This window comes from Brevundimonas diminuta ATCC 11568 (assembly GCF_000204035.1).
Lineage (GTDB): Bacteria > Pseudomonadota > Alphaproteobacteria > Caulobacterales > Caulobacteraceae > Brevundimonas > Brevundimonas diminuta.
On sequence record NZ_GL883084.1, the window covers coordinates 8,078 to 27,223 of the forward strand.

General features: G+C 66.3%; 20 protein-coding genes. 3 read left to right on the forward strand and 17 right to left on the reverse strand.

Annotated features, from left to right (window positions below; all coding sequences use genetic code 11):
• Window positions 1–364: 364 nt before the first annotated feature.
• Window positions 365–895, reverse strand: coding sequence for a gamma carbonic anhydrase family protein (locus BDIM_RS00065; protein ID WP_040344420.1), 531 nt, complete (start codon window positions 893–895; stop codon window positions 365–367).
• Between the two features lie 299 nt (window positions 896–1,194).
• Here BDIM_RS00065 and BDIM_RS00070 point away from each other — a divergent pair, with 299 nt between their 5' ends.
• Window positions 1,195–1,974 (forward strand): PhoH family protein, encoded by a 780-nt coding sequence (locus tag BDIM_RS00070; protein WP_088412108.1) that lies wholly within the window; start codon window positions 1,195–1,197, stop codon window positions 1,972–1,974.
• Between the two features lie 337 nt (window positions 1,975–2,311).
• On the opposite strand, the gene dxs is transcribed toward BDIM_RS00070, so the two are convergent.
• From dxs to BDIM_RS00095, 5 genes are all read right to left on the reverse strand, one after another.
• The gene (gene dxs / locus BDIM_RS00075) at window positions 2,312–4,222 is read right to left on the reverse strand and encodes a 1-deoxy-D-xylulose-5-phosphate synthase (RefSeq protein WP_003163507.1); all 1,911 of its coding nucleotides are present in this window, start codon (window positions 4,220–4,222) and stop codon (window positions 2,312–2,314) included.
• Window positions 4,223–4,288: 66 nt separating this feature from the next.
• Complete coding sequence (locus BDIM_RS00080; protein ID WP_088491777.1) at window positions 4,289–5,161, reverse strand: polyprenyl synthetase family protein; 873 nt, start codon at window positions 5,159–5,161, stop codon at window positions 4,289–4,291.
• A gap of 35 nt (window positions 5,162–5,196) precedes the next feature.
• Window positions 5,197–5,553 (reverse strand): tRNA-binding protein, encoded by a 357-nt coding sequence (locus tag BDIM_RS00085; RefSeq protein WP_003163509.1) that lies wholly within the window; start codon window positions 5,551–5,553, stop codon window positions 5,197–5,199.
• Window positions 5,553–5,810: an exodeoxyribonuclease VII small subunit gene (locus tag BDIM_RS00090; protein WP_040344421.1), complete on the reverse strand. Its 258-nt coding sequence runs from the start codon at window positions 5,808–5,810 to the stop codon at window positions 5,553–5,555. The genes BDIM_RS00085 and BDIM_RS00090 overlap by 1 nt, the downstream gene beginning before the upstream one ends.
• 60 nt (window positions 5,811–5,870) lie before the next feature.
• A complete protein-coding gene (locus tag BDIM_RS00095; protein WP_003163512.1) occupies window positions 5,871–6,509 on the reverse strand; it encodes a histidine phosphatase family protein in 639 nt (212 codons plus the stop codon).
• Between the two features lie 236 nt (window positions 6,510–6,745).
• Here BDIM_RS00095 and BDIM_RS00100 point away from each other — a divergent pair, with 236 nt between their 5' ends.
• Both BDIM_RS00100 and BDIM_RS00105 read left to right on the forward strand, forming a co-directional pair.
• Window positions 6,746–7,273 carry a GNAT family N-acetyltransferase gene (locus tag BDIM_RS00100; RefSeq protein WP_040344422.1) on the forward strand — a complete coding sequence of 176 codons (528 nt, stop codon included), beginning with the start codon at window positions 6,746–6,748 and terminating at the stop codon, window positions 7,271–7,273.
• Between the two features lie 21 nt (window positions 7,274–7,294).
• A complete protein-coding gene (locus BDIM_RS00105; RefSeq protein WP_003163515.1) occupies window positions 7,295–8,473 on the forward strand; it encodes a vWA domain-containing protein in 1,179 nt (392 codons plus the stop codon).
• Here BDIM_RS00105 and BDIM_RS00110 read toward each other — a convergent pair.
• The 11 genes from BDIM_RS00110 to bla all read right to left on the reverse strand — a co-directional run bounded on the left by BDIM_RS00110 (window position 8,470) and on the right by bla (window position 19,142).
• Window positions 8,470–9,450, reverse strand: a complete 981-nt coding sequence (locus BDIM_RS00110) for a hypothetical protein (protein WP_169312107.1) — start codon at window positions 9,448–9,450, stop codon at window positions 8,470–8,472. The two genes, BDIM_RS00105 and BDIM_RS00110, sit on opposite strands and share 4 nt — an antisense overlap.
• Window positions 9,451–9,872: 422 nt before the next feature.
• On the reverse strand, window positions 9,873–10,844 hold the full coding sequence (locus tag BDIM_RS00115) for a hypothetical protein (RefSeq protein WP_003163517.1): 972 nt from the start codon (window positions 10,842–10,844) through the stop codon (window positions 9,873–9,875).
• Complete coding sequence (locus BDIM_RS00120) at window positions 10,841–11,755, reverse strand: glycosyltransferase family 2 protein (RefSeq protein ID WP_244911871.1); 915 nt, start codon at window positions 11,753–11,755, stop codon at window positions 10,841–10,843. The genes BDIM_RS00115 and BDIM_RS00120 overlap by 4 nt, the downstream gene beginning before the upstream one ends.
• Window positions 11,671–12,165, reverse strand: coding sequence for a hypothetical protein (locus BDIM_RS18335; RefSeq protein ID WP_244911872.1), 495 nt, complete (start codon window positions 12,163–12,165; stop codon window positions 11,671–11,673). Before BDIM_RS18335 ends, BDIM_RS00120 begins: the two co-directional genes overlap by 85 nt.
• 211 nt (window positions 12,166–12,376) lie before the next feature.
• Entirely contained in the window at window positions 12,377–12,559 is a 183-nt protein-coding gene (locus tag BDIM_RS00125) for a CsbD family protein (protein WP_003163522.1), read from the reverse strand.
• A 63-nt stretch (window positions 12,560–12,622) separates the two neighbouring features.
• Entirely contained in the window at window positions 12,623–13,099 is a 477-nt protein-coding gene (locus BDIM_RS00130) for an NUDIX domain-containing protein (protein ID WP_003163524.1), read from the reverse strand.
• Window positions 13,100–13,149: 50 nt separating this feature from the next.
• Complete coding sequence (locus tag BDIM_RS00135; protein WP_040344423.1) at window positions 13,150–14,193, reverse strand: sensor histidine kinase; 1,044 nt, start codon at window positions 14,191–14,193, stop codon at window positions 13,150–13,152.
• Window positions 14,194–14,197: 4 nt separating this feature from the next.
• Entirely contained in the window at window positions 14,198–14,596 is a 399-nt protein-coding gene (locus BDIM_RS00140; RefSeq protein ID WP_040344682.1) for a response regulator, read from the reverse strand.
• Between the two features lie 20 nt (window positions 14,597–14,616).
• Window positions 14,617–16,152: a sensor histidine kinase gene (locus BDIM_RS00145; RefSeq protein WP_003163528.1), complete on the reverse strand. Its 1,536-nt coding sequence runs from the start codon at window positions 16,150–16,152 to the stop codon at window positions 14,617–14,619.
• A 54-nt stretch (window positions 16,153–16,206) separates the two neighbouring features.
• Window positions 16,207–18,306, reverse strand: a complete 2,100-nt coding sequence (gene flhA, locus BDIM_RS00150; protein ID WP_040344424.1) for a flagellar biosynthesis protein FlhA — start codon at window positions 18,304–18,306, stop codon at window positions 16,207–16,209.
• Window positions 18,307–18,353: 47 nt separating this feature from the next.
• A complete protein-coding gene (bla, locus tag BDIM_RS00155; protein ID WP_003163530.1) occupies window positions 18,354–19,142 on the reverse strand; it encodes a class A beta-lactamase in 789 nt (262 codons plus the stop codon).
• Window positions 19,143–19,146: the final 4 nt, after the last annotated feature.

Below are 19,146 nucleotides of genomic sequence, written 5' to 3' on the forward strand. Positions count from 1 at the left end.
CCGCTGGGGCCGCACCCCCGCCCGGCGGCGTCACCGGCGGGGTGATCGGCGGCGAAGGCGGCAAGATCGGAGGGTTGGGCGGCGGAGGCGGCAGGCAGCTCGAAGGCCCGCACTGCGCTGCAGCGGCGTCAGCGACCGCCATCAGCCCCACAAAGGCCACGGCGCCCGCCAGCATTTTCGTAATCCCTATCCGCATGGGATCGGACTCCTGCATTGATCGTCAGCAGGGGCGATGCAAGCGCCGGGCCGTTTCAAGCGTCCGACATTGGGCGGTTTCATCCCCCTTAAGGCGAGTTTGCGCCATACCGCCTCGCCTAAGGGGCCGCCTGTCTCATTGTGAGCCGTGCCATTGTGGGGCGGCGGATCAGTCGAGACGTTTCAACCCGCCCGCATAACGACGCCAGTTCTGTACATAGTGCTGGGCCGAGAGACGCAGCGCCTCGATCTGCCCCTCTTCCAATTCCCGGACCACCTTGCCGGGTTGGCCCATGACCAGGCTGTTGTCGGGAATGACCTTGCCCTCGGTGATCAGGGCGTTGGCGCCGATCAGGCAGTTCTTCCCGATGCGCGCCCCGTTCAGAATGACCGCGCCGATGCCGATCAGGCTGTTGTCGCCGATCTCGCAGCCGTGCAGCATCACCTTATGCCCCACCGTCACCCCGGCGCCGATGGTCAGGGGAGAGCCGACGTCAGTATGCAGGATGCCGCCATCCTGAATATTCGTGTCAGCCCCGATGACGATGGGGTCGTTGTCGCCACGCAGCACGGCGTTGAACCAGATGCTGGCGCCCGGATGCAGAATCACGTTCCCTAGAACGGTTGCATTCGGCGCGATCCAGTATTCGCCCTCCGGCGGAAGCTGAGGCTTGCTGTCGCCCAGACTGTAAACACTCATCCGCACACCGCCTATTCTTCTCAAAATGAAGGCTTTAACCCTTCGGAAACCACGTTAGCATCAGACTGTTGATGCGATTCGGCAGGCCCCATTCGCCCCCGGATCCGAAGCCGGATCAAGCCCGGTCCGGTCAGACGCTGGAGAATGCGCTTGGCGTGTTCGCGACCAGTTCGGGGACGGCGACGCACCTGCTGCGGCGAAGACCCTGCGACCGTTCGGGACGGCTGCGCGACTTCGGCCCCCACCTCCCCCACCGACGACCGAGGCGAGACCCAGCCGGGCTCGCCTTTTTTCATGCCCTGGAGGCGTCCATGAGCAAACGATCGGCCATCAAGCGTCAGCTGCGCGAAGGCGTGCTGGATTCGCCCGAATTCATTCAGGACGCCAAGGTGCGGCGATTGCCCGCCCGCGTCGGCGGCTGGTCGCCTGTGCCGTCGAACGACGAGCGGGACCAGGGCTATATGAAGACGCTGAAGCCCAAGTCGGACGGTCAGGCCGAACTGATGGAGGCCGTCGACCACGCCAATCTGGTGCTGGCGCTGGGCCCGGCGGGCACGGGCAAGACCTATCTGGCCGTCGCCAAGGCGGTCGAGGCGCTGGAGGCGGGCAAGGTCGGCCGCATCGTCCTGAGCCGCCCCGCCGTCGAGGCCGGGGAGTCGATCGGCTTCCTGCCCGGCGACATGGAGGACAAGCTGGCCCCCTATCTGCGGCCGCTCTACGACGCCCTGTCGGACCGTCTCAGCATGAAGCGGGTCAAGGCCCTGATGGCCGAGGGCCTGATCGAGATCGCCCCCATCGGCTATATGCGCGGCCGCACCCTGAACAACGCCTTCATCGTCGTGGACGAGGCCCAGAACTGCACCTACGTCCAGCTGAAGATGCTGCTGACCCGTCTGGGCTGGCACTCGACCATGGTGGTCACGGGCGACCCGCACCAGTCCGACCTGCTGCCGGGCGTGTCGGGCCTGTCGGACATCGCCGACAGACTTGAGGCCGTGCCCGAAATCGCCGTCGTCCGACTGGCCGAACGCGACATCGTGCGCCATCCGCTGGTGGCCAGCATGATCGGAGTGCTGTGACCCTCGCCTTCCTCTGGTGAGAGAAAGAAAAAATAGAGTCCAATTCGTCTGAATCGTCTGAAATCCCCTCTCGGCCCGGATGCAGTCTAGCACAGGCGCCGAGGGGGGATGGTCGATTGTGATTCAGCGACACCGTGCATCTCCGCTGGTGACGGGCGTGATCGGGGTATTGTGCTCCTTGTCCTTCTCCCCTTGCGGGAGAAGGTGGCAGGCGAAGCCTGACGGATGAGGGGTTGCGGGACGTCGGCTCGCAACTCCTCATCGGATGATTTCGGAGAAACCCCTCATCCGGCCCTGGAGGGCCACCTTCTCCCGCAAGGGGAGAAGGAAGATCGGTTTACGCTCGCACGGCCCGGCTGGCGTCGACGCCCAGCGCCGTCACGGCGGCGGCGGCGATGTGTTCGGCGTTCAGACCGGCCTGGGCGTACATGACCTCGGGCTTGTCCTGATCCTGGAAGATGTCGGGCAGGTGCAGGGTGCGAATCTTGAGCCCGCCGTCCAGCGCCCCTTTCTCGGCCAGCAGCTGAAGCACGAAGGCGCCGAAGCCGCCCATAGCGCCCTCTTCCACCGTGATCAGCGCCTCATGCTCGCGCGCCAAACGCAGGATCAGGTCGGCGTCCAGCGGCTTGGCGAAGCGGGCGTCGGCGACGGTGGCCGAGACGCCCTTGGCGGCCAGCATGTCGGCGGCCTTCAGCGATTCCTGCAGGCGGGTGCCCAGCGACAGGATGGCGACCGACGTGCCTTCGCGGACGATGCGGCCCTTGCCGATCTCCAGCGGGGCGGCCAGTTCAGGGATGTCGACGCCCACGCCCTCGCCGCGCGGATAGCGGAAGGCGCTGGGGCGGTCGTCGATGGCCAGCGAGGTCGAGATCATCGCCGCCAGTTCGGCCTCGTCCGAGGCCGCCATCAGCACCATGCCCGGCAGGGCGCCCATATAGCCGATGTCGAACGAGCCCGCGTGGGTCGAGCCGTCGGCGCCCACCAGACCGGCGCGGTCCATGGCGAAGCGCACCGGCAGGGACTGGATCGCAACGTCGTGGACGACCTGGTCGTAGCCGCGCTGCAGGAAGGTCGAATAGAGGGCGCAGACCGGCTTCATCCCATCGGCGGCCAGGCCGGCGGCGAAGGTCACGGCGTGCTGCTCGGCGATGCCGACGTCGAAGGTGCGATCGGGGAAGGCCTGACCAAACAGGTCCAGCCCGGTGCCGGACGGCATGGCGGCGGTGATGGCCATGATGGTCGGGTCGACCTGAGCGTGCTTGATCAGCTCGGTGCCGAACACCTTGGTGTAGCTGGGGGCGTTGGAGACGGCCTTGGCCTGCTTGCCCGACACCACGTCGAACTTGACCACCGCATGCAGCTTGTCGGCGCTGCTCTCGGCCGGGGCGTAGCCCTTGCCCTTCTGGGTGACGACGTGGACCAGCACCGGACGGTCGGTGATGGCCGCCGCATTCTTGAGGATCGGGACCAGATTCTCCATGTCGTGGCCGTCGATCGGCCCGACGTAATAGAAGCCCAGCTCCTCGAACAGGGTGCCGCCGACGATCATGCCGCGGGCGTATTCCTCGGCCTTGCGCGCGGCGTCGCGGAAGGGGCGCGGCATGTGGTCGACGAACTTCTTCCCGACCTTGCGGATGTTCTGATAGGCGCCGCCCGAGACCTGTTTGGCCAGATAGGCGCTCATGCCGCCGACGGGCGGGGCGATCGACATGTCGTTGTCGTTCAGCACCACCATCAGCTGGCCGCTGGTGGCCTCGGCGGCGTTGTTCATCGCCTCATAGGCCATGCCCGCAGACATGGAGCCGTCGCCGATGACGGCCACGACCCGGTTGTTCCCGCCCTTGGCGTCCCGCGCGGCGGCGAAGCCCAGCGCCGCCGAGATGGAGGTCGAGGCGTGAGCCGCGCCGAAGGGGTCGTATTCGCTCTCGGAGCGCTTGGTGAAGCCCGACAGGCCGCCGCCCTGACGCAGGGTGCGCATCCGGTCGCGCCGCCCGGTCAGGATCTTGTGCGGATAGCACTGGTGGCCGACGTCCCAGATCAGGATGTCCTGCGGCGTCTCGAAGACGTGGTGCAGGGCGACCGTCAGTTCGACCACGCCCAGACCCGCGCCCAGGTGCCCGCCCGTCACCGACACGGCGTCGATGGTCTCGGCCCGCACCTCGTCCGCCAGCTGTTTCAGCTGGGCGATGTCGAAGCCCCGCGTGTCGGCGGGAAACTTGACGGTGTCGAGAAGCGGGGTGTGGGGCATGGGGATCGGGGGCCTTCAGACGACGGAGCGTCAACAGTAACCCGCTGAGGGCGGGCGCGTTTCCTATCAGGACCGGCGTTTAAGCACAAAGTCCACGCTGGCCTTGAGGATTTCGGCCTCATGACCGAACAGGTCAAGGTGCGAGCGAGCCTGATCGGCCAGATGCGCGACCCTCTGTCGCGCCGCATCGACGCCCAGCAGGGTGACGAAGTTGGTCTTGCCCAGGGCCGCGTCCTTGCCGCCTGCGGCCTTGCCCATCTCCTCGGCCGAGCCTTCGGCGTCCAGAACATCGTCGACGATCTGATAGGCCAGGCCGATGTCGTGGGCGAAGCTGGTCAGGGCGTGCCAGGCCGCTTCGTTGGCGTCGGCGATGATCAGCGGGATCTCGAAGGCGTAGGCGAACAGGGCGCCGGTCTTCAGACGCTGCATCCGGGCCACGCCGCCCAGATCGTCGCGCACCCCCATCAGGTCGATCATCTGGCCGCCCGCCATGCCGCGCGCGCCCGACGCGAAGGACAGACGCCGCGCCAGTTCGCAGCGCACGACCGCATCGTCGTGGGTGTCCTCGTCCAGGATGATGTCGAAGGCGGCGGTCTGAAGCGCATCGCCCGCCAGGATGGCCGTCGCCTCATCATAGGCGATGTGCAGGGTCGGACGGCCGCGACGCACGTCGTCGTCGTCCATCGCCGGCAGGTCGTCGTGCACCAGAGAATAGGCGTGGACGCATTCCAGGGCGCAGGCGGCGCGCAGGGCCGCGCGCTCCTCGACCTCCAGCATCCGCCCCGCCTCGATGGCGAAGAAGGGACGCAGCCGCTTGCCCGGCCCCAGGGCGGCATAGCGCATGGCCTCGGTCAGGCGCGCTTCCGGGCCATCGGCGCGCGGCAGCAACTGATCCAGGGCGACGGTGACCAGATCGGCGATCTCGGCCACGCGGTCGATGACGGCCTGTTCCGGCGAATTGGCGGCGAGCAGGGTCAAAACAGCCTCCCGCCCAGCGGCAGGTCGCGATCGACGCCGGCCAGGACGACATTCCCCTCCGCATCCGGGAAGCCGAGCGTCAGCACCTCGGACATCACCGGCCCGATCTGGCGCGGCGGGAAGTTGACGACGGCGGCGACCTTGCGGCCGTGCAACTCGTCCAGGGTGTAGTGATGGGTGATCTGGGCCGAGGACTTCTTGACGCCGATCGCCTCGCCGAAGTCGATGGTCAGCTTATAGGCGGGCTTGCGGGCCTCGGGGAACGGCTCGGCCTTGATGATCCGGCCGACGCGAACGTCCACCTTCATGAAGTCGTCGAAGCCGATCTGCGGCGCGATTTCGGAACCGGACATCAGCCGAACTCGGCCGGTTCGACGCCCTTGGCCTGGCCGTCGGCGCCGACGACGATCTTCTCGACCCGCAGCTGGGCGGCCTTCAGCCGCGCCTCGCAGTGAGCCTTCAACCGCGCGCCCTCTTCGTACAGGGCGATGGACTCCTCGAGCGGCGCCTGACCCGATTCCAGGCGCGAAACGATGCCCTCCAGACGCGACAGGGCGTCCTCGAAGCTGAGATCGGCGGGCACGGCGGGGGAAGCGGATGCGTCAGTCATGATGGGCGCAACCTAGAGAGGCAGGCGCGCCGCTTCAACGGCCTTCCTGACGCCGCGACGTCAGCGCTTCACGAAACGGCGCTGGGACCAGTATTTGAAGCCCTGGTTGTGGGCCAGACGCCAGCCGTGCGCCTTCAGCCGCTGGCCGACCATGTGGTTGAAATAGCCGTGCGCCAGCACCAGCACGTCATGGCCTTCCGAGGCGCGAGCGATCAGGACGCGCGCGGCCTGGTCGGCGCGGACCTCGGCCTCGGCGCGGGTCTCCTGGCCCTCGTGGTGGTTGAAGGCGTGCCACCAGATGCGCGAGATCACGCCCCAGTAGCGCGGCGACAGCTTGATCCAGGCCGGAAAATGCGGCGGCGGCAGGGGGGCCTCGATGAACAGGGCGTCGACCAGAACGTCGCGGCCCGGCGCGACGGCGCGGGCGGTTTCCTGCGCGCGCGGCCGGGTGGAGGCGTAGATCGCCCCGGCGCCCTCGGCCGTGCTCAGCAGGGCCTGGGGCGGCGTCTGACCCGCACGCAGGCCGCCGATCTCATAACGCCCCCACCAGTCGCGATACTGGTCCGAGGTGATCATGCATTTGCGCGACAGCGCCGGTTCGCCATGGCGCGCCAGGGTGATCGCGCCATAGGCGGTCTCCGACTCGGCGGAGCCGGCGGCCGCAACCGGCGTCTGAACTGCGGATTCGGAATGAGTCATGAGTGCAGGAGAAGTCATAGCACGGGGATCAGCCTGTGAAACCAAGGCCTTGGCGTCCCTTTACCTCCCCGATCCCAGCATTGGCGTGCGCCGCGAACAGCGCACCTTGGACAAAGGTGGTAGCTTCCGCCGCGCGCCCCTGCAACCACGCAAAGATGACGAGGTTGCAATGAACAGGGCGCGGAGCGTCCCGACGCGCCTTCACCCGGCCTCCGCGCGGCGCTATGCGTCGAAGAATGAGCGAACCCGTGATCCGTCCCGCCCGCCCCGATGACGCCGCCGCTCTGGCCGTGCTGGGACGCCAGACCTTCATCGACACCTTCGTCACCGGCTTCGGCATCCCCTATCCGACCGCTGACCTGACCATGTTCCTGGACGCCAGCTTCAACGCCGAGGCCATCACCAAGAAGCTGGCCGAGCCCGGCGCGGCCTGGTGGGTGGCCGAGCGCGAGGGCGAACTGCTGGCCTTCGCCAACGCCGGGCCGAACACCTTGCCCCACCCTGACGGCCGCGCCAGCCACGCGGAGCTGCGCCGCCTCTACGTCGGCAAGCAGGCGCAAGGCCTGGGCCTCGGCACGAAACTGCTGAAGATCTCGCTGGACTGGATGGAGGCCCACTCCGACGGCCCCCTGTGGATCGGCGTCTGGAGCGGCAATCTGAAGGCGCAGAAGCTGTACGCCGCCTACGGCTTCGAGAAGGCGGGCGAGTATCAGTATCCGGTCGGCGCCTGGATGGACGACGAGTTCATCTTGCGGCGCGGCTAGGCCAGGCCCAGTCTTAAGCCCATGCTGCTGCCCTTCTTCACCGCCCTGCGCGAGGCCAGGGTGCCTGTGTCGCTCAAGGAATGGCTCCATCTGATGGAGGCCATGGACAAGGGCGTGGCGGGCCGCGACGTCGAAGCCTTCTACCACCTGTCGCGCGCCGTCCTGGTCAAGGACGAGAAGCACTACGACCGCTTCGATCAGGTGTTCGGCAAGGTGTTCAAGGGGCTGGAAGGCGTCAGCCCCGGCGAGGACATCACCGCCGACATCCCCGAGGAGTGGCTGCGCCTGCTGACCGAAAAATACCTGACCGACGAGGAGAAGGCCCAGATCGAGGCCCTCGGCGGTTTCGAGCAGCTGATGGAGACGCTGAAGCAGCGCCTCGAGGAGCAGAAGGAGCGCCATCAGGGCGGCAACCGCTGGATCGGCACGGGCGGGACCAGCCCCTTCGGCCACGGCGGCTACAACCCCGAGGGCGTCCGCATCGGCGGACCCGGACGTCACGGCCGCGCGGTCAAGGTCTGGGAGAAGCGCGAATACAGGAACCTGGACGACACGGTCGAACTGGGCACGCGCAACATCAAGGTGGCCCTGCGCCGCCTGCGCCGCTTCGCCCGCGAAGGCGCGGCCGAGGAACTGGACATCGACGGCACCATCGACGGCACGGCGCGTCAGGGCTGGCTGGACATTCACATGCGGCCCGAGCGGCGCAATACCATCAAGGTGCTGCTGTTCCTCGACGTCGGCGGCTCGATGGACGGCCATATCCAGCTATGTGAAGAGCTGTTCTCGGCCGCGCGGACCGAGTTCAAGAACCTGAAGTTCTTCTACTTCCACAACTGCCTCTACGAAGGGGTGTGGAAGGACAACCGACGCCGCCACAGCGAACGCATCCCCACCTGGGATCTGATCCACAAATACCCCGGCGACTGGCGCGCCATCTTCGTCGGCGACGCGACCATGTCGCCCTATGAAGTGACCATGCCCGGCGGCTCGGTCGAGCACTGGAACGAGGAAGCCGGCGCCGTCTGGCTGAAACGCGCCCGCGAACAGTGGGACAAGTCGGTCTGGCTGAACCCGGTGCCCGAACGCCACTGGGGCTACACCCCCTCGGTCAACCTGATCGGCGAGGTGATGGAACACCGCATGTTCCCCCTGACGCTGGAAGGCCTGGAACGGGCCATGCGGGCCCTGGCGCGCTAATCGACGCTGAGTGCGCCAAAGGCCGGCTGGATGCCCGCTGCGGTCTCTTGACGGAAGAAGTAGCGGCCGGGGTGAAGGAAGAAGGTCGCCTCCGATGCGCCGGGCGGCAGCAGATAGTGATCCGACGGCGGCCCGGCCGTGGTTTCCGCCATCGACAGGGCCTGGATCAGCACCTGTTCGTCCAGCGGCGGAACCTTGATCGTCACGCGCCGTCGCTCGGGATCCGCCGCCAGCCACCCCGGGCGGCCCGCCACAGGCGTCATGCGCGGATGGAAGACCGACATATCCATTTTTCCGGCATAGTTGGGCGTGGCGATGCTCTCGCCATCTCTGGACACCACGATCGGGTTTTCGGGCGCAAAGCGCGCCAGGACGGCGGCTACGTGCGGCGCATCGTTCTGAGGCGCGATCGCGGGCCAGTTCATCGACTGCTCAATGGTCAGCGGATCGATGCCCGTCTTGGCCTTTAGGCGCGCGGCGAACCACAGCCCGCCCCTCCCCTCGACCTCCATCGCGTGACTATAGCCGACGTAGACGAAGACGCGCGCCTCTGGATGGGTCGACAAAATGTTGGCGATCAGGTTGTCGGCCTGCGCCTCTTCCCGCGCTGCGATCTGCGCTGCGCTGTCCGCGCCCTCGGGCGCCCTTTGGTCGAAGCTCTGTTCGTAGTCCGAGAAGCGGTAGCCGAGCCGGGCCGCCTCGCGCACCATCTCGGCGAAGACCGGATCGTCTGTGTAGTAGCCGTAGCGGGCCAGGAAGGGCGCGCCCTTCGTATAGGCCCCGATCCGGACAAGCGGCACAGGCTGAGGCGGGGTGAAGGTTTCGGCGGCGAACCAGTCGTAGCCCAGCGGGCGCAACGCACGCATCACCCGGGCGGCGAAGGCGCGATGTCCGGAAATGTTGTGCGCCTCGTTCAGGATGACAATGCGGGTGTTGCGGGCCGCCTCGACGATGGCTTCGATCGCGTCACGCGCCACTGCGCCGTCCAAGTCGGGTGGAATCAGCGACGGCCGCGGAGGCCGCTCATCCAAGCCGACGGCCGTCGCCTCGTCCCCCAGGAAGGACGCGAACTGACTTAACATCTGTCGCGCCGCTTGATCACCCGCTTCAGCCTTGGCCTTCAGGTCGAGGTAGGTCGGCAAATAGCGACCTTCGGAGAAGAACTGGTCGTCGCTCGAAAGCGCTTCCTGCGCCAGGACGGACGCAGGAAGCCCCACGCTCAAACCCGCCGCTCCCAACAAGATCGATCGACGTGCCCACATCTGCTCTCCCCCTCGAGAAACTGACATGACAACGATACTAGAAAAGATTCCGGCGCGACTGTGGCGAAGCGCCTATGAACAGAAGCCCTCCGTTCACACCCCGACAGCCTGACTTTCAAGAGTGAAAGCCGAATTGGTCAGAAGGCGCGCGTCACGCCGAAATTCACCTGGGTGTAGTCATAGGTGTAGCCACGGGCGACGGGGGTGTTGCTGTAGGTCAGGCCCGCGGTGAAGGCCCATTCGCGCACAGGGGGGCTGGTGACCTGAGCGTTGAAATAGCGGGCGTTGCGCCAGTCGCTGCCCGTTTCCTTCTGAGCGCCCAGGCCGCCGGCGACCACATAGCGCCAGCCGCCGTAGTAGCGGCGCACCTGCAGCACCGGCATGACCTCGACATAGTTCTTGGGCGAGAAATAGTCGTACTCGCCGGGGTCGCTGCTGTGGAAGTAGCGGGTGCGAAGTTGGGCGGACAGGCCCCATTCGGGCTTCAGCACATGGATGTAGTTGAGGCGCAGATGGGTGCGGACGTTGTCGCCCGTGAAATCCTGAACGCCCGCCATGACGGTGAAGTTGTTACGATCATTGACCGGCAGGTCGAAGGCCCCGCCGAGGAACGTGTAGTAGAGCCCCTTCTCCAAGCCGAGCGGCGTTTCCAGAATCTCGCGCTCGATGAAGTATTCCTGGCGGAACCGGGCGTCGTTGTGAACGCTGACCGCGCCCAGGACGGTGTCGCCGTCCGTGCCGACCTGCCCCTTCCACGACCAGTCGCCGGTCTTGTCGGCGAAGCGCACATAGACGCGCTGGTCCTCGGTCGACTTCTGGCCCAGCGGCTTGAAGCTGGCCGTCTCGATCCGCAGGCCGAGGTAGTCGTCCGGCCCCCTGTAGCGCCAGTCGAGGTTCACCCCCGCCTTGATGACGTTGGTGTTGTCGGCGTCGGTCGAGGCGAACAGGTCCGCGCCCACCGCGTAGCGCGGCAGGAAACCGGCCGCTACGCTGTCGGGATGCTCGGCGCGGGCGGTCTGCTGGGCCGTCTCCGGCGCGGACTGAGCCTGGGCGGAGGCCGCCGCCAGCAGAACGAGCGCCAGCGCGGCTCCCCCGGTCAGGGCGTTCATTTGGTGTCCCATTTCTTCCGCATCCCCAGCAGTTCGGCGCCATAGCCCCACACGCAGACCGGTTGCATCACCAGACTGTAGCCCAGGGCGTAGAAGAGAAATCCCCCGAAGTTGCGGCGCACCTTCAGCCCTTCGCTATGGAACATACGGCGCTGGATGCGGAAGATGAATATGTTCCACAGGGCCGCCAGCGGCAGCACCGCCAGCGTCAGCGGTCCGGCGATCCAGAAGATGCCGAACATCGCCAGCACCAAGCCGGGGATGAAGACGAAGGTGTAAACCAGATCCAGCGGCAGGAAGCACAGGTTCCACCAGATGAAGATGGTGGTCAGGCGTGGTTTGAGCAGCAGGCCGCCGTGCGCCTTGAACGCCTCGATCAGGCCGCGCGACCAGCGTTTGCGCTGCAAGGCGAACTGTTTGAAGCGCGTCGGCACATTGGTGAAGGCCAGGGCGTCCTCAGCGTAGCCGATGCGGTATCCCTTTTCGAGCAGGGCCCAGGACACGACGATGTCCTCACCCACGCACTCGGGCCAGCCGCCGACCTGTTCCAGAGCCTCCCGCCGATAGAGGGAGAAGGCGCCCTGGGCCACCAGGGTGCCGTGATACATGGACTGCATCCGCTTCACGGCGGCAATGCCGTGGAAGTAGTCCCATTCCTGGGAACGGGTCAGGAAGTTCTCACGTGAGTTGCGCACCATGACGGCGCCGGCGATCGCCTGGGTGGAGGGCGGATCGGTCAGCAGACGCTCGACGATCTGGGCCAGGCCGTCCTCGCGCACCCAGGAATCGCCGTCGATGGTGACGATCAGGTCGTGCCGCGCCTCTTTCAGACCGCGGTTGAGCACCGCCGCCTTGCCCGCATTGACCGAATAGTCGAGCACGCGCACGGCGGCGTTGGGCGGAAAGTCCAATTCGGCGATCGCCCGGCGCGCGACCGCGACCGTGTCGTCGGTCGAACCGTCGTCGCCAGACTGGTGAGGGTGTCCCGAATGCCGGACGCCTCATTATAGGCGGCGACAAGAACGCTGACTGCCGGATAGGTCGTCGGGTGGATGCGCGGCGGTCTTCGATCGAACATCAGCGTGCCGAGCAGGAAGGCGTTCATGAACCCCGGCACATAGGCGATGAAGCCGATGGCGATGAGAGCGAAAACCCAGTTGCTCACACTCGCCAGATCCGCCAGCCAACGCTGCGAAAGCCAGACGCTGAGCGCCGTCCAGGCGATCGCCAAAGTCAGCGCCAGAATGAATTTTGCAGGAACCGGCAGGTACAATCGCCGGTAGGGATGCGACAGTCCGGTCGCGCCCTGCACGCCGACCATCGGCTCCGTGTTCGTCTCAGACACTCTATCGGACATCGCTGCCCCCGTGAACGCCTTGTGAATGACGACAGAAATTCTCGTTTCTGAATTTTTACAGCTAACCGAAAGTAACCATCATGCGAATATTACACGCAACATCTCGAATAAATCGTAAATTCTCGCATCACGCGAGTAGCGGGCGTCATGCGGCGACAACGCCCGCCCCCACGTCTTAGCTTCGCTCGCCCTTCAATGCGTCCTTCACGCCGCCGACGGCGTTCTGGACCTTGCCCGCCACCTGATCGGCGCGGCCTTCGGCTTTCAGCTTTTCATCGCCGGTCAGCTTGCCGGCGGCTTCCTTGAGCTTGCCGCCCATGTTCTTGGCGGCGCCTTCGATACGGTCGTGGTCGGGCATGGAGAGCTCCCTGTCTTTCGGATCGCCGGAACTGGCGCCCGTCAGGAAAACAACCCTTTTTCTCTAGCGAGGTTCCGAAGCGGAGGCTGCGGCATGACGATCACGCAACCAGCGCGCAACGGCCCAGCTGTGCGCCTCGTGCCGCAGGCTGAACAGGGCGCGCAGCGGCTCCAGCCAGACCAGCTCATGATCCGCTTCCTGCTTGGTCGAGGGGTCGGCGCCGGTCACGTTGACGAGCCAGACGCCGCCGACGTTGTTGACCGGCGTGCCGTCCGACTTGAGGAAATACTGCGCCGCCTCGGTCAGGCGATCGACCGGCTGGATGATCAGGCCCGTCTCCTCGGCGAACTCGCGCGCCAGGGCCTGCTGCTCCGTCTCTTCGCCGTCCAGGGCGCCGCCGGGCAGATCGAAATAGGCGTGCCCGTCGCCGCGATCCACACGCACGCAGGCCAGACGGCCGTCACGCTCGGCGATGCCGAAGACGGCGGGACGGTGGATGTAATCGAGACCGGGACGGGCCGTACCGAACTGAAGCTTCATCGTGGGAGATTAACCCTGCCGCGTCGCCGGGCGAAACCCCCAAAGCGTCGTCAGAGATCAAACGCCAAAAGGGCGCGCACGCCGCGATGCGCCGGGTCCACCTCGATCGCCGAGCGCAGTCCGCCCGCCATGGCCGAGATGATCTTGGAGCCCAGGCCCGTTCCCTTGGGCAAGCTGTCGCCCAGGCCGGGCCCGTCATCCTCGACCGTCAGCTGGGCGCGTCGCCCATCCTCCAGACGCCTCAGGATCACGCGGATCTCGCCCGCAGCATCCGGCTCATAGGCGTATTTGACGGCGTTGGTGACAAGCTCGGTCACGATGACGCCGAGGGACACGGCCTGATCGGTCGTCACCTGAAGAGGCTCGGCCTGCAGAGTCAGTCGCGGCCCGTCGCTGTCGGGGCCGATGGACTTGCCCAGCTCATCGACCAGACCGGCCAGATACTCGTCCATCTGAACCCGCTCGACATCGGCCGAGGTGTAGAGGCGGCGGTGGACATGGGCCACGGCCTCGATCCGCACCTGGGCCTCGCGCAGGGCGTCGCGTGCGCCCTCATCGGCCAGCTGGCGCAGTTGCAGGGAGATGAAGCTGGACACCAGTTGCAGCGAGTTGCCGACGCGATGGTTCACCTCGCGCAGCAAGGCCTCGGCGCGGTCGCGGGCCTGACGCACTTCCTCGTGCGCCTCTTCGTTCTCGCGCTCCAGACGACGCCGCAGCAAGGCGTCCTCGAGAGCCGAACGCAGCAGGGCGGTGAAGTCCTCGGACACGTCCTTGATGACGTAATCGGCGGCCCCGGCGCGCAGGGCGGCGACGGCGATGCGGCCGTCCTGGGCCCCCGTCACATAGACCACCGGAGGCGGCGTCGGCAGGGCCAGGATGTCGGGCAGGACGTCCAGGCCCTCACGACCCGGCATGTAATGGTCCAGGGCGCAGACATCGAACTGGCCCGCCTTCAGCACCTCATAGCCGCTGTCCGCATCGGGCGCGCAGATGACCTCATAGCCGTGACGGCCGAGCTCCTTCTGGACCAGGCGGGACAAGCCGCGGTCATCGTCGATGTACAAGAGACGTATGGCGGCCCCCGGTTCCGTCACGGCGTCAGATCTCAGGCGCCTGCATGACCGACAGGAACAGGCCCAGCTGGCGGATGGCGCCCGCAAAGGCCTCGTAGTCCACCGGCTTGGTGATGTAGACGTTGCAGCCCAGATCGTAGCAGCGCTGGATCTCGACCTTGTCGTCGGTGGTGGTCAGCACGACCACGGGCGCGCGGCGCAGATTGTCGTCGGACTTGACCCGATCAAGGATGTCCGTACCCGACATGTCCGGCAGATTCAGGTCCAGCAGGATCAACAGGGGGCCGGTGCGCCCCACCTCGTCGCTGAACAGATAGTCGAGCGCCGCCTCGCCGTGATCGAAATGGACGATGTCGTTGGCGATGTTCGCCCGCCGGATGTTCTTCTCAATGAGCTTGGCGTGCCCATGATCGTCCTCGACCATGACGATCTTCACTGAGTGGCTCACAGGCGGTCTCCTTGATAGTCACCCAGCATAGTCAGACGTTTCGGAAATTTCAGATGAAATGTCGACCCCTGGCCGAGTTCTGATTCGACGTCGATGGAGCCCCCGAGACGCCGCACGATGTTGCGCACGAAGGCCAGGCCCAGGCCCTCGCCCGGCGTGTCCTGCTTGCCCGAGCGACGGAACAGCTCGAAAATCCGCTCATGATCCTTGGGCGAGACGCCCCGGCCGTTGTCGCTGATGCGATACTCGAGCCAGCCGCCGGATGTCTCCTGCCCCTGAATCTCGACCCGGATGGGACGGTCGGGCTGCTGATACTTCACCGCATTGTCGATCAGATTGCCGAAGATCTGCTCGACCGCCAGACGATCGCTCTCCAGCATCGGCAACTCGCCCACCACGATCTCGCCGCCTGTTTCGGCGACCTGATGATGAACCGTGTCGGCGATGCCCTTGGCCATGGCCGTCATGTCCAGCCGCTCCGAAGCCAAGGCGCGACGCCCTTCGCGCGACAGACGCAGGATGGCGTTGATCAGCCGATCCATCTTGGCCGTCGAGGTGCGGATGAAGCCGACAGCCTCGGGGGCGTCCTCACGCACGGCGCGCACGGCCTCGGGGTCCACCAGACCAGGGTGCGCCGTCTCGACCGCCGCCAGTTGCTCGTCCAGCTGTTTAGCGACCTGCTCCAACTCAGACGTGTAGCCCATGACGTTGACCAGGGGCGCACGCAGGTCGTGGCTGACGATATAGGCGAAACGCTGGATCTCTTCGTTGGCGCGGGTCAGTTCGGCGGTGCGATCGCGCACCTCGTTCTCCAGACCGGCGTTGACCCGGTCCAGTTCGAAATGCGCGGCCTCGATCTCGGCCACATAGCGTCGCACCAGCCAGACGCTGATCCCCGCCAGAACCAGGATCAGCACCCCGGCCAGAGCGTTGACGGCCACGGTCACCGCCTGGGCCCATTCCGACTGGCGGGTGCGTTCGGCCAGGCGTTTCGCTTCAATGGCGTCGATGGCGGCCAGCTCGACGCGCATGGCGTCCATCAGAGCCTTGCCCTGCCCCCCGCGAATGCGCGAAACGGCCTCGCCGATACGGCCCGTGCGGGTCAGGTTGACGGTTTCATCCATCAGGGCCAGCCGCTCCCGCGCCATCTGCTTGACCTTGACCACGCGCGCCGAGGATTCAGCGTCGCCTTCAACCAGGGCTTCCAGCCGAGCGATCACGGCCGGCAACTTGGCGACCGCGTTGTCGTGAACGCCTAGATACTCGGTCCGCGCCGTCAACATGAAGCCGCGCTGCCCCGTCTCAGCGTCGGTCAGCAGCATCAGCGTGTCCTTGGCCGCCAGGCGCACCTGCTGGCTGTGGTCCACGGTGTCGTTGTAGTTGGAGGTCCGCTGGATCATCACCAGCGTCGCCGTATTGACGGCCAGCAGCAGCAGCAGCGCCAGGGCCAGAAGGGCGATGATCGAGCGACTGAGGGTCGGGGTGCGCAGGAAGGTTCCGAAGGTGCGCAGGGCCGGCCGAATGCGTTTCATGCCGCGAACCTTATTCGCCGTCGAAGCCGTGTCCAGCCCCTACCACGCCGCGACCTAGACTGATCCCACCGTCCTGAGGCGAGCCTTGGGATGAATCTCATTTTGGCTCATCACCACCGTCTGACCGCGGAAGCGTTCGATGATGGAGCGGACGTAGGGGCGCACCTGCGGTCCGGTCAGCAGGACCGGGTTCTCGCCCGTCATGGCGGCGCGCTCGAACACCTCGCGGACGGCGCGGATGAAATCCTGAAGCTTGCTGGGCGCCATGGCCAGCTGCTTGTCCTCGCCGGGACCGATCAGGCTTTCGGCGAAGGCCTGCTCCCACTCGGGCGACAGGGTGACGATGGGCAGGGCGCCGTCGTCGGCCTTGTGCTGCCAGCACAGCTGACGCGCCAGACGGCCGCGCACGTGTTCGACCAGGGTGGCGACGCTGGTGGTGTGCGGCGCCGCCTCGGCCAGACCTTCGAGGATGGCGGGCAGGTCGCGGATCGACACCTTCTCACGCAGCAGGGCCTGAAGCACGCGCTGAAGGGTGGTCACGGTGACGACGGAGGGGATCAACTCCTCGACCAGCTTCTGCTCCTCGCCCTTCAGCTCCTTCAGCAGCTTCTGCACCTCGGCGTAGGAGAGCAGCTCGGCCATGTTCTCCTTGAGGATTTCGGTCAGGTGCGTCGTCAGCACCGTCGAGGGGTCGACGATGGTGTAACCGCGGAAGGTCGCCTCTTCGCGCAGGGAATCGTCGATCCAGGTCGCGGGCAAGCCGAAGGCGGGCTCGCGCGTATGCTCGCCCGGCAGCTCGACCTGACGGCCCGCCGGATCCATCGCCATCAGGGAGCCGAGGCGCACCTCGCCCGAACCGGCGTCCATCTCCTTGATGCGGATGGCGTAGCCCTGATTGGACAGGCGCATGTTGTCGAGGATGCGCACGCTGGGCATGACAAAGCCGTACTCCTGGGCCAGCGAGCGACGCAGGGCGCGGATCTGATCGGTCAGGCGGCGGCCTTCCAGATCATTGATCAGGGCCAGAAGGGCGTAGCCCAGTTCGATCTTCACCTCGTCGATGGTCAGGGCGGTGGAGATCGGCTCCTCCACGTCCTCCTTGGGCTTCAGGTTCACCGGCTCGGCGGGCGGCGGCTTCAGCCGGTCGCGGCCCAGCTTCCACGCCATGAAGCCCGTCCCCAGCGCCAGCGCCGCGAAGGGCAGCAGCGGCATGCCCGGGATCAGGCCGATCAGTCCCGCCGTGCCCGACACCACGCCCAGCGACACCGGATTGCTGGCCAGTTGGGCGACGAAGGCCTTGTCGGCCGAACCCTCGACCCCGGCCTTGGTCACCAGGAAGCCCGCGGCGACCGAGACGATGATGGCCGGGATCTGCGTCACCAGGCCGTCGCCGACGGTCAGCTGGACATAGGTGTTGGCCGCCTCCATGGCGGGCATGCCGTGCTGCACCACGCCGATCAGCAGGCCGCCAATGGCGTTGATGAAGGTGATGATCAGGCCCGCAACGGCGTCGCCGCGCACGAATTTGGAGGCGCCGTCCATGGCCCCGAAGAAGGTCGATTCCTGCTCCAGCTCCTTGCGGCGCAGCTTGGCCTGATCCTCGTTGATCAGACCCGACGACAGGTCGGCGTCGATGGCCATCTGCTTGCCCGGCATGGAGTCCAGGGTGAAGCGGGCCGAGACCTCGGCGATGCGGGTCGCGCCCTTGGTGATGACCACGAAGTTCACCACCAGCAGGATGGCGAAGATGATCACCCCGATGATGAAGTTGCCCCCCATCATCAGCTCGCCGAAGGCCTGGATGATCTTGCCGGCGCTGTCGTGGCCTTCCTGACCGTTGCTGAGGATCAGCCGCGTCGAGGCCAGGTTCAGCCCCAGACGGAACAGGGTCGAGACCAGCAGCACCGTGGGAAAGATGGCGAAGTCCAGCGGCCGCTTCATCATCACGGCCGTCATCAGGATCAGCACGCTGGACACCAGGGAGATCGCCAGCAGCAGATCCAGAAGCATCTTCGGGATCGGCAGGATCAAGAGCATGATGACGGCGATGACGCCGACCGCCATGCCGACCTCGCCGCGCATCAGCCAGCCGAGCGCGTCACGCCCCGTGGGGCGCGCCATGCCGTCCTTCATCAGGATGGGCGCGTCAGCCATGACGACGTGCGAAGCTCATGCCGCCTGATGACAGGATTCGGCGGCCCTCAGCCATGCCCCAGCGCCTTGAGCGCCTGCCGGGTCGCATCGGCGATGACCGCCTCGCGCTGGGCGTCGGTCGAATCCTTCGTGGCGCGGAAATAGATCGCGATGGCGATGGGCGCCGCATTCGGCGGCAGGATCAGGCCGATGTCGTTGACGGGGCCATAGCCGCCGGTGCCGGTCTTGTGCGCCACGGTCCAGCCCGCCGGGACACCCGCCTTGATCCGCCCCTGCCCCGTCGGCGTATCGACCAGCCAGCGCATCAACAGGGTCTTGGACGCCGGGCTCAGCGGCGTATCGGCGGCGACCAGCAGGCGCTGGATGTTCCGCACCGACTGATCGGGCGTGATGGTGTCCTTGTCGCCGTCCTGGCGATTCATCTCGGGCTCGAGGCGATCGACGCGGGTGCTGTCGTCGCCGATGCCGCGATAGAAGGCGCGCAAGGCCTCCAGCCCGCCCATTTCACGGATCAGGATGTTGGCGGCGGGATTGTCGCTGACTTCGACCGTGCCCTTCATCAACTGCTCGATCGTCAGGGTCGAACCGACCGCCGGTTGCGTGACCGGGGCGTGGCTGATCATGTCGGCTTGCGTCACCGGGATCGCCCGGTCCAGCCGCTCCTGCCCCGCCTGGACGCGCAGCAGGGTCGCCGCCGCCAGATACATCTTGAAGGTCGAGCAATAGACGAACCGCTCGTCGCCGCGCCAGGCGGCGCTCCGGCCCTCGGTCGCGACCGACACGCCCAGACGACCGCCATGGCGCGCCTCCAGCGCCGACAGGTCGAGGTCGAGCATGGCG

Bases quoted from the DNA above. Each gene is read 5' to 3' on its own strand.
- BDIM_RS00065 (WP_040344420.1), bottom strand. From the start codon at position 895: ATGAGTGTTTACAGTCTGGGCGACAGCAAGCCTCAGCTTCCGCCGGAG.
- dxs (WP_003163507.1), bottom strand. From the start codon at position 4,222: ATGCCCCACACCCCGCTTCTCGACACCGTCAAGTTTCCCGCCGACACG.
- BDIM_RS00085 (WP_003163509.1), bottom strand. From the start codon at position 5,553: ATGTCCGGTTCCGAAATCGCGCCGCAGATCGGCTTCGACGACTTCATG.
- BDIM_RS00090 (WP_040344421.1), bottom strand. From the start codon at position 5,810: ATGACTGACGCATCCGCTTCCCCCGCCGTGCCCGCCGATCTCAGCTTC.
- BDIM_RS00095 (WP_003163512.1), bottom strand. From the start codon at position 6,509: ATGACTCATTCCGAATCCGCAGTTCAGACGCCGGTTGCGGCCGCCGGC.
- BDIM_RS00100 (WP_040344422.1), top strand. From the start codon at position 6,746: ATGAGCGAACCCGTGATCCGTCCCGCCCGCCCCGATGACGCCGCCGCT.
- BDIM_RS00105 (WP_003163515.1), top strand. From the start codon at position 7,295: ATGCTGCTGCCCTTCTTCACCGCCCTGCGCGAGGCCAGGGTGCCTGTG.
- BDIM_RS00115 (WP_003163517.1), bottom strand. From the start codon at position 10,844: ATGAACGCCCTGACCGGGGGAGCCGCGCTGGCGCTCGTTCTGCTGGCG.
- BDIM_RS18335 (WP_244911872.1), bottom strand. From the start codon at position 12,165: ATGGTCGGCGTGCAGGGCGCGACCGGACTGTCGCATCCCTACCGGCGA.
- BDIM_RS00125 (WP_003163522.1), bottom strand. From the start codon at position 12,559: ATGCCCGACCACGACCGTATCGAAGGCGCCGCCAAGAACATGGGCGGC.
- BDIM_RS00130 (WP_003163524.1), bottom strand. From the start codon at position 13,099: ATGAAGCTTCAGTTCGGTACGGCCCGTCCCGGTCTCGATTACATCCAC.
- BDIM_RS00140 (WP_040344682.1), bottom strand. From the start codon at position 14,596: ATGGTCGAGGACGATCATGGGCACGCCAAGCTCATTGAGAAGAACATC.
- BDIM_RS00145 (WP_003163528.1), bottom strand. From the start codon at position 16,152: ATGAAACGCATTCGGCCGGCCCTGCGCACCTTCGGAACCTTCCTGCGC.
- flhA (WP_040344424.1), bottom strand. From the start codon at position 18,306: ATGGCTGACGCGCCCATCCTGATGAAGGACGGCATGGCGCGCCCCACG.
- bla (WP_003163530.1), bottom strand. From the start codon at position 19,142: ATGCTCGACCTCGACCTGTCGGCGCTGGAGGCGCGCCATGGCGGTCGT.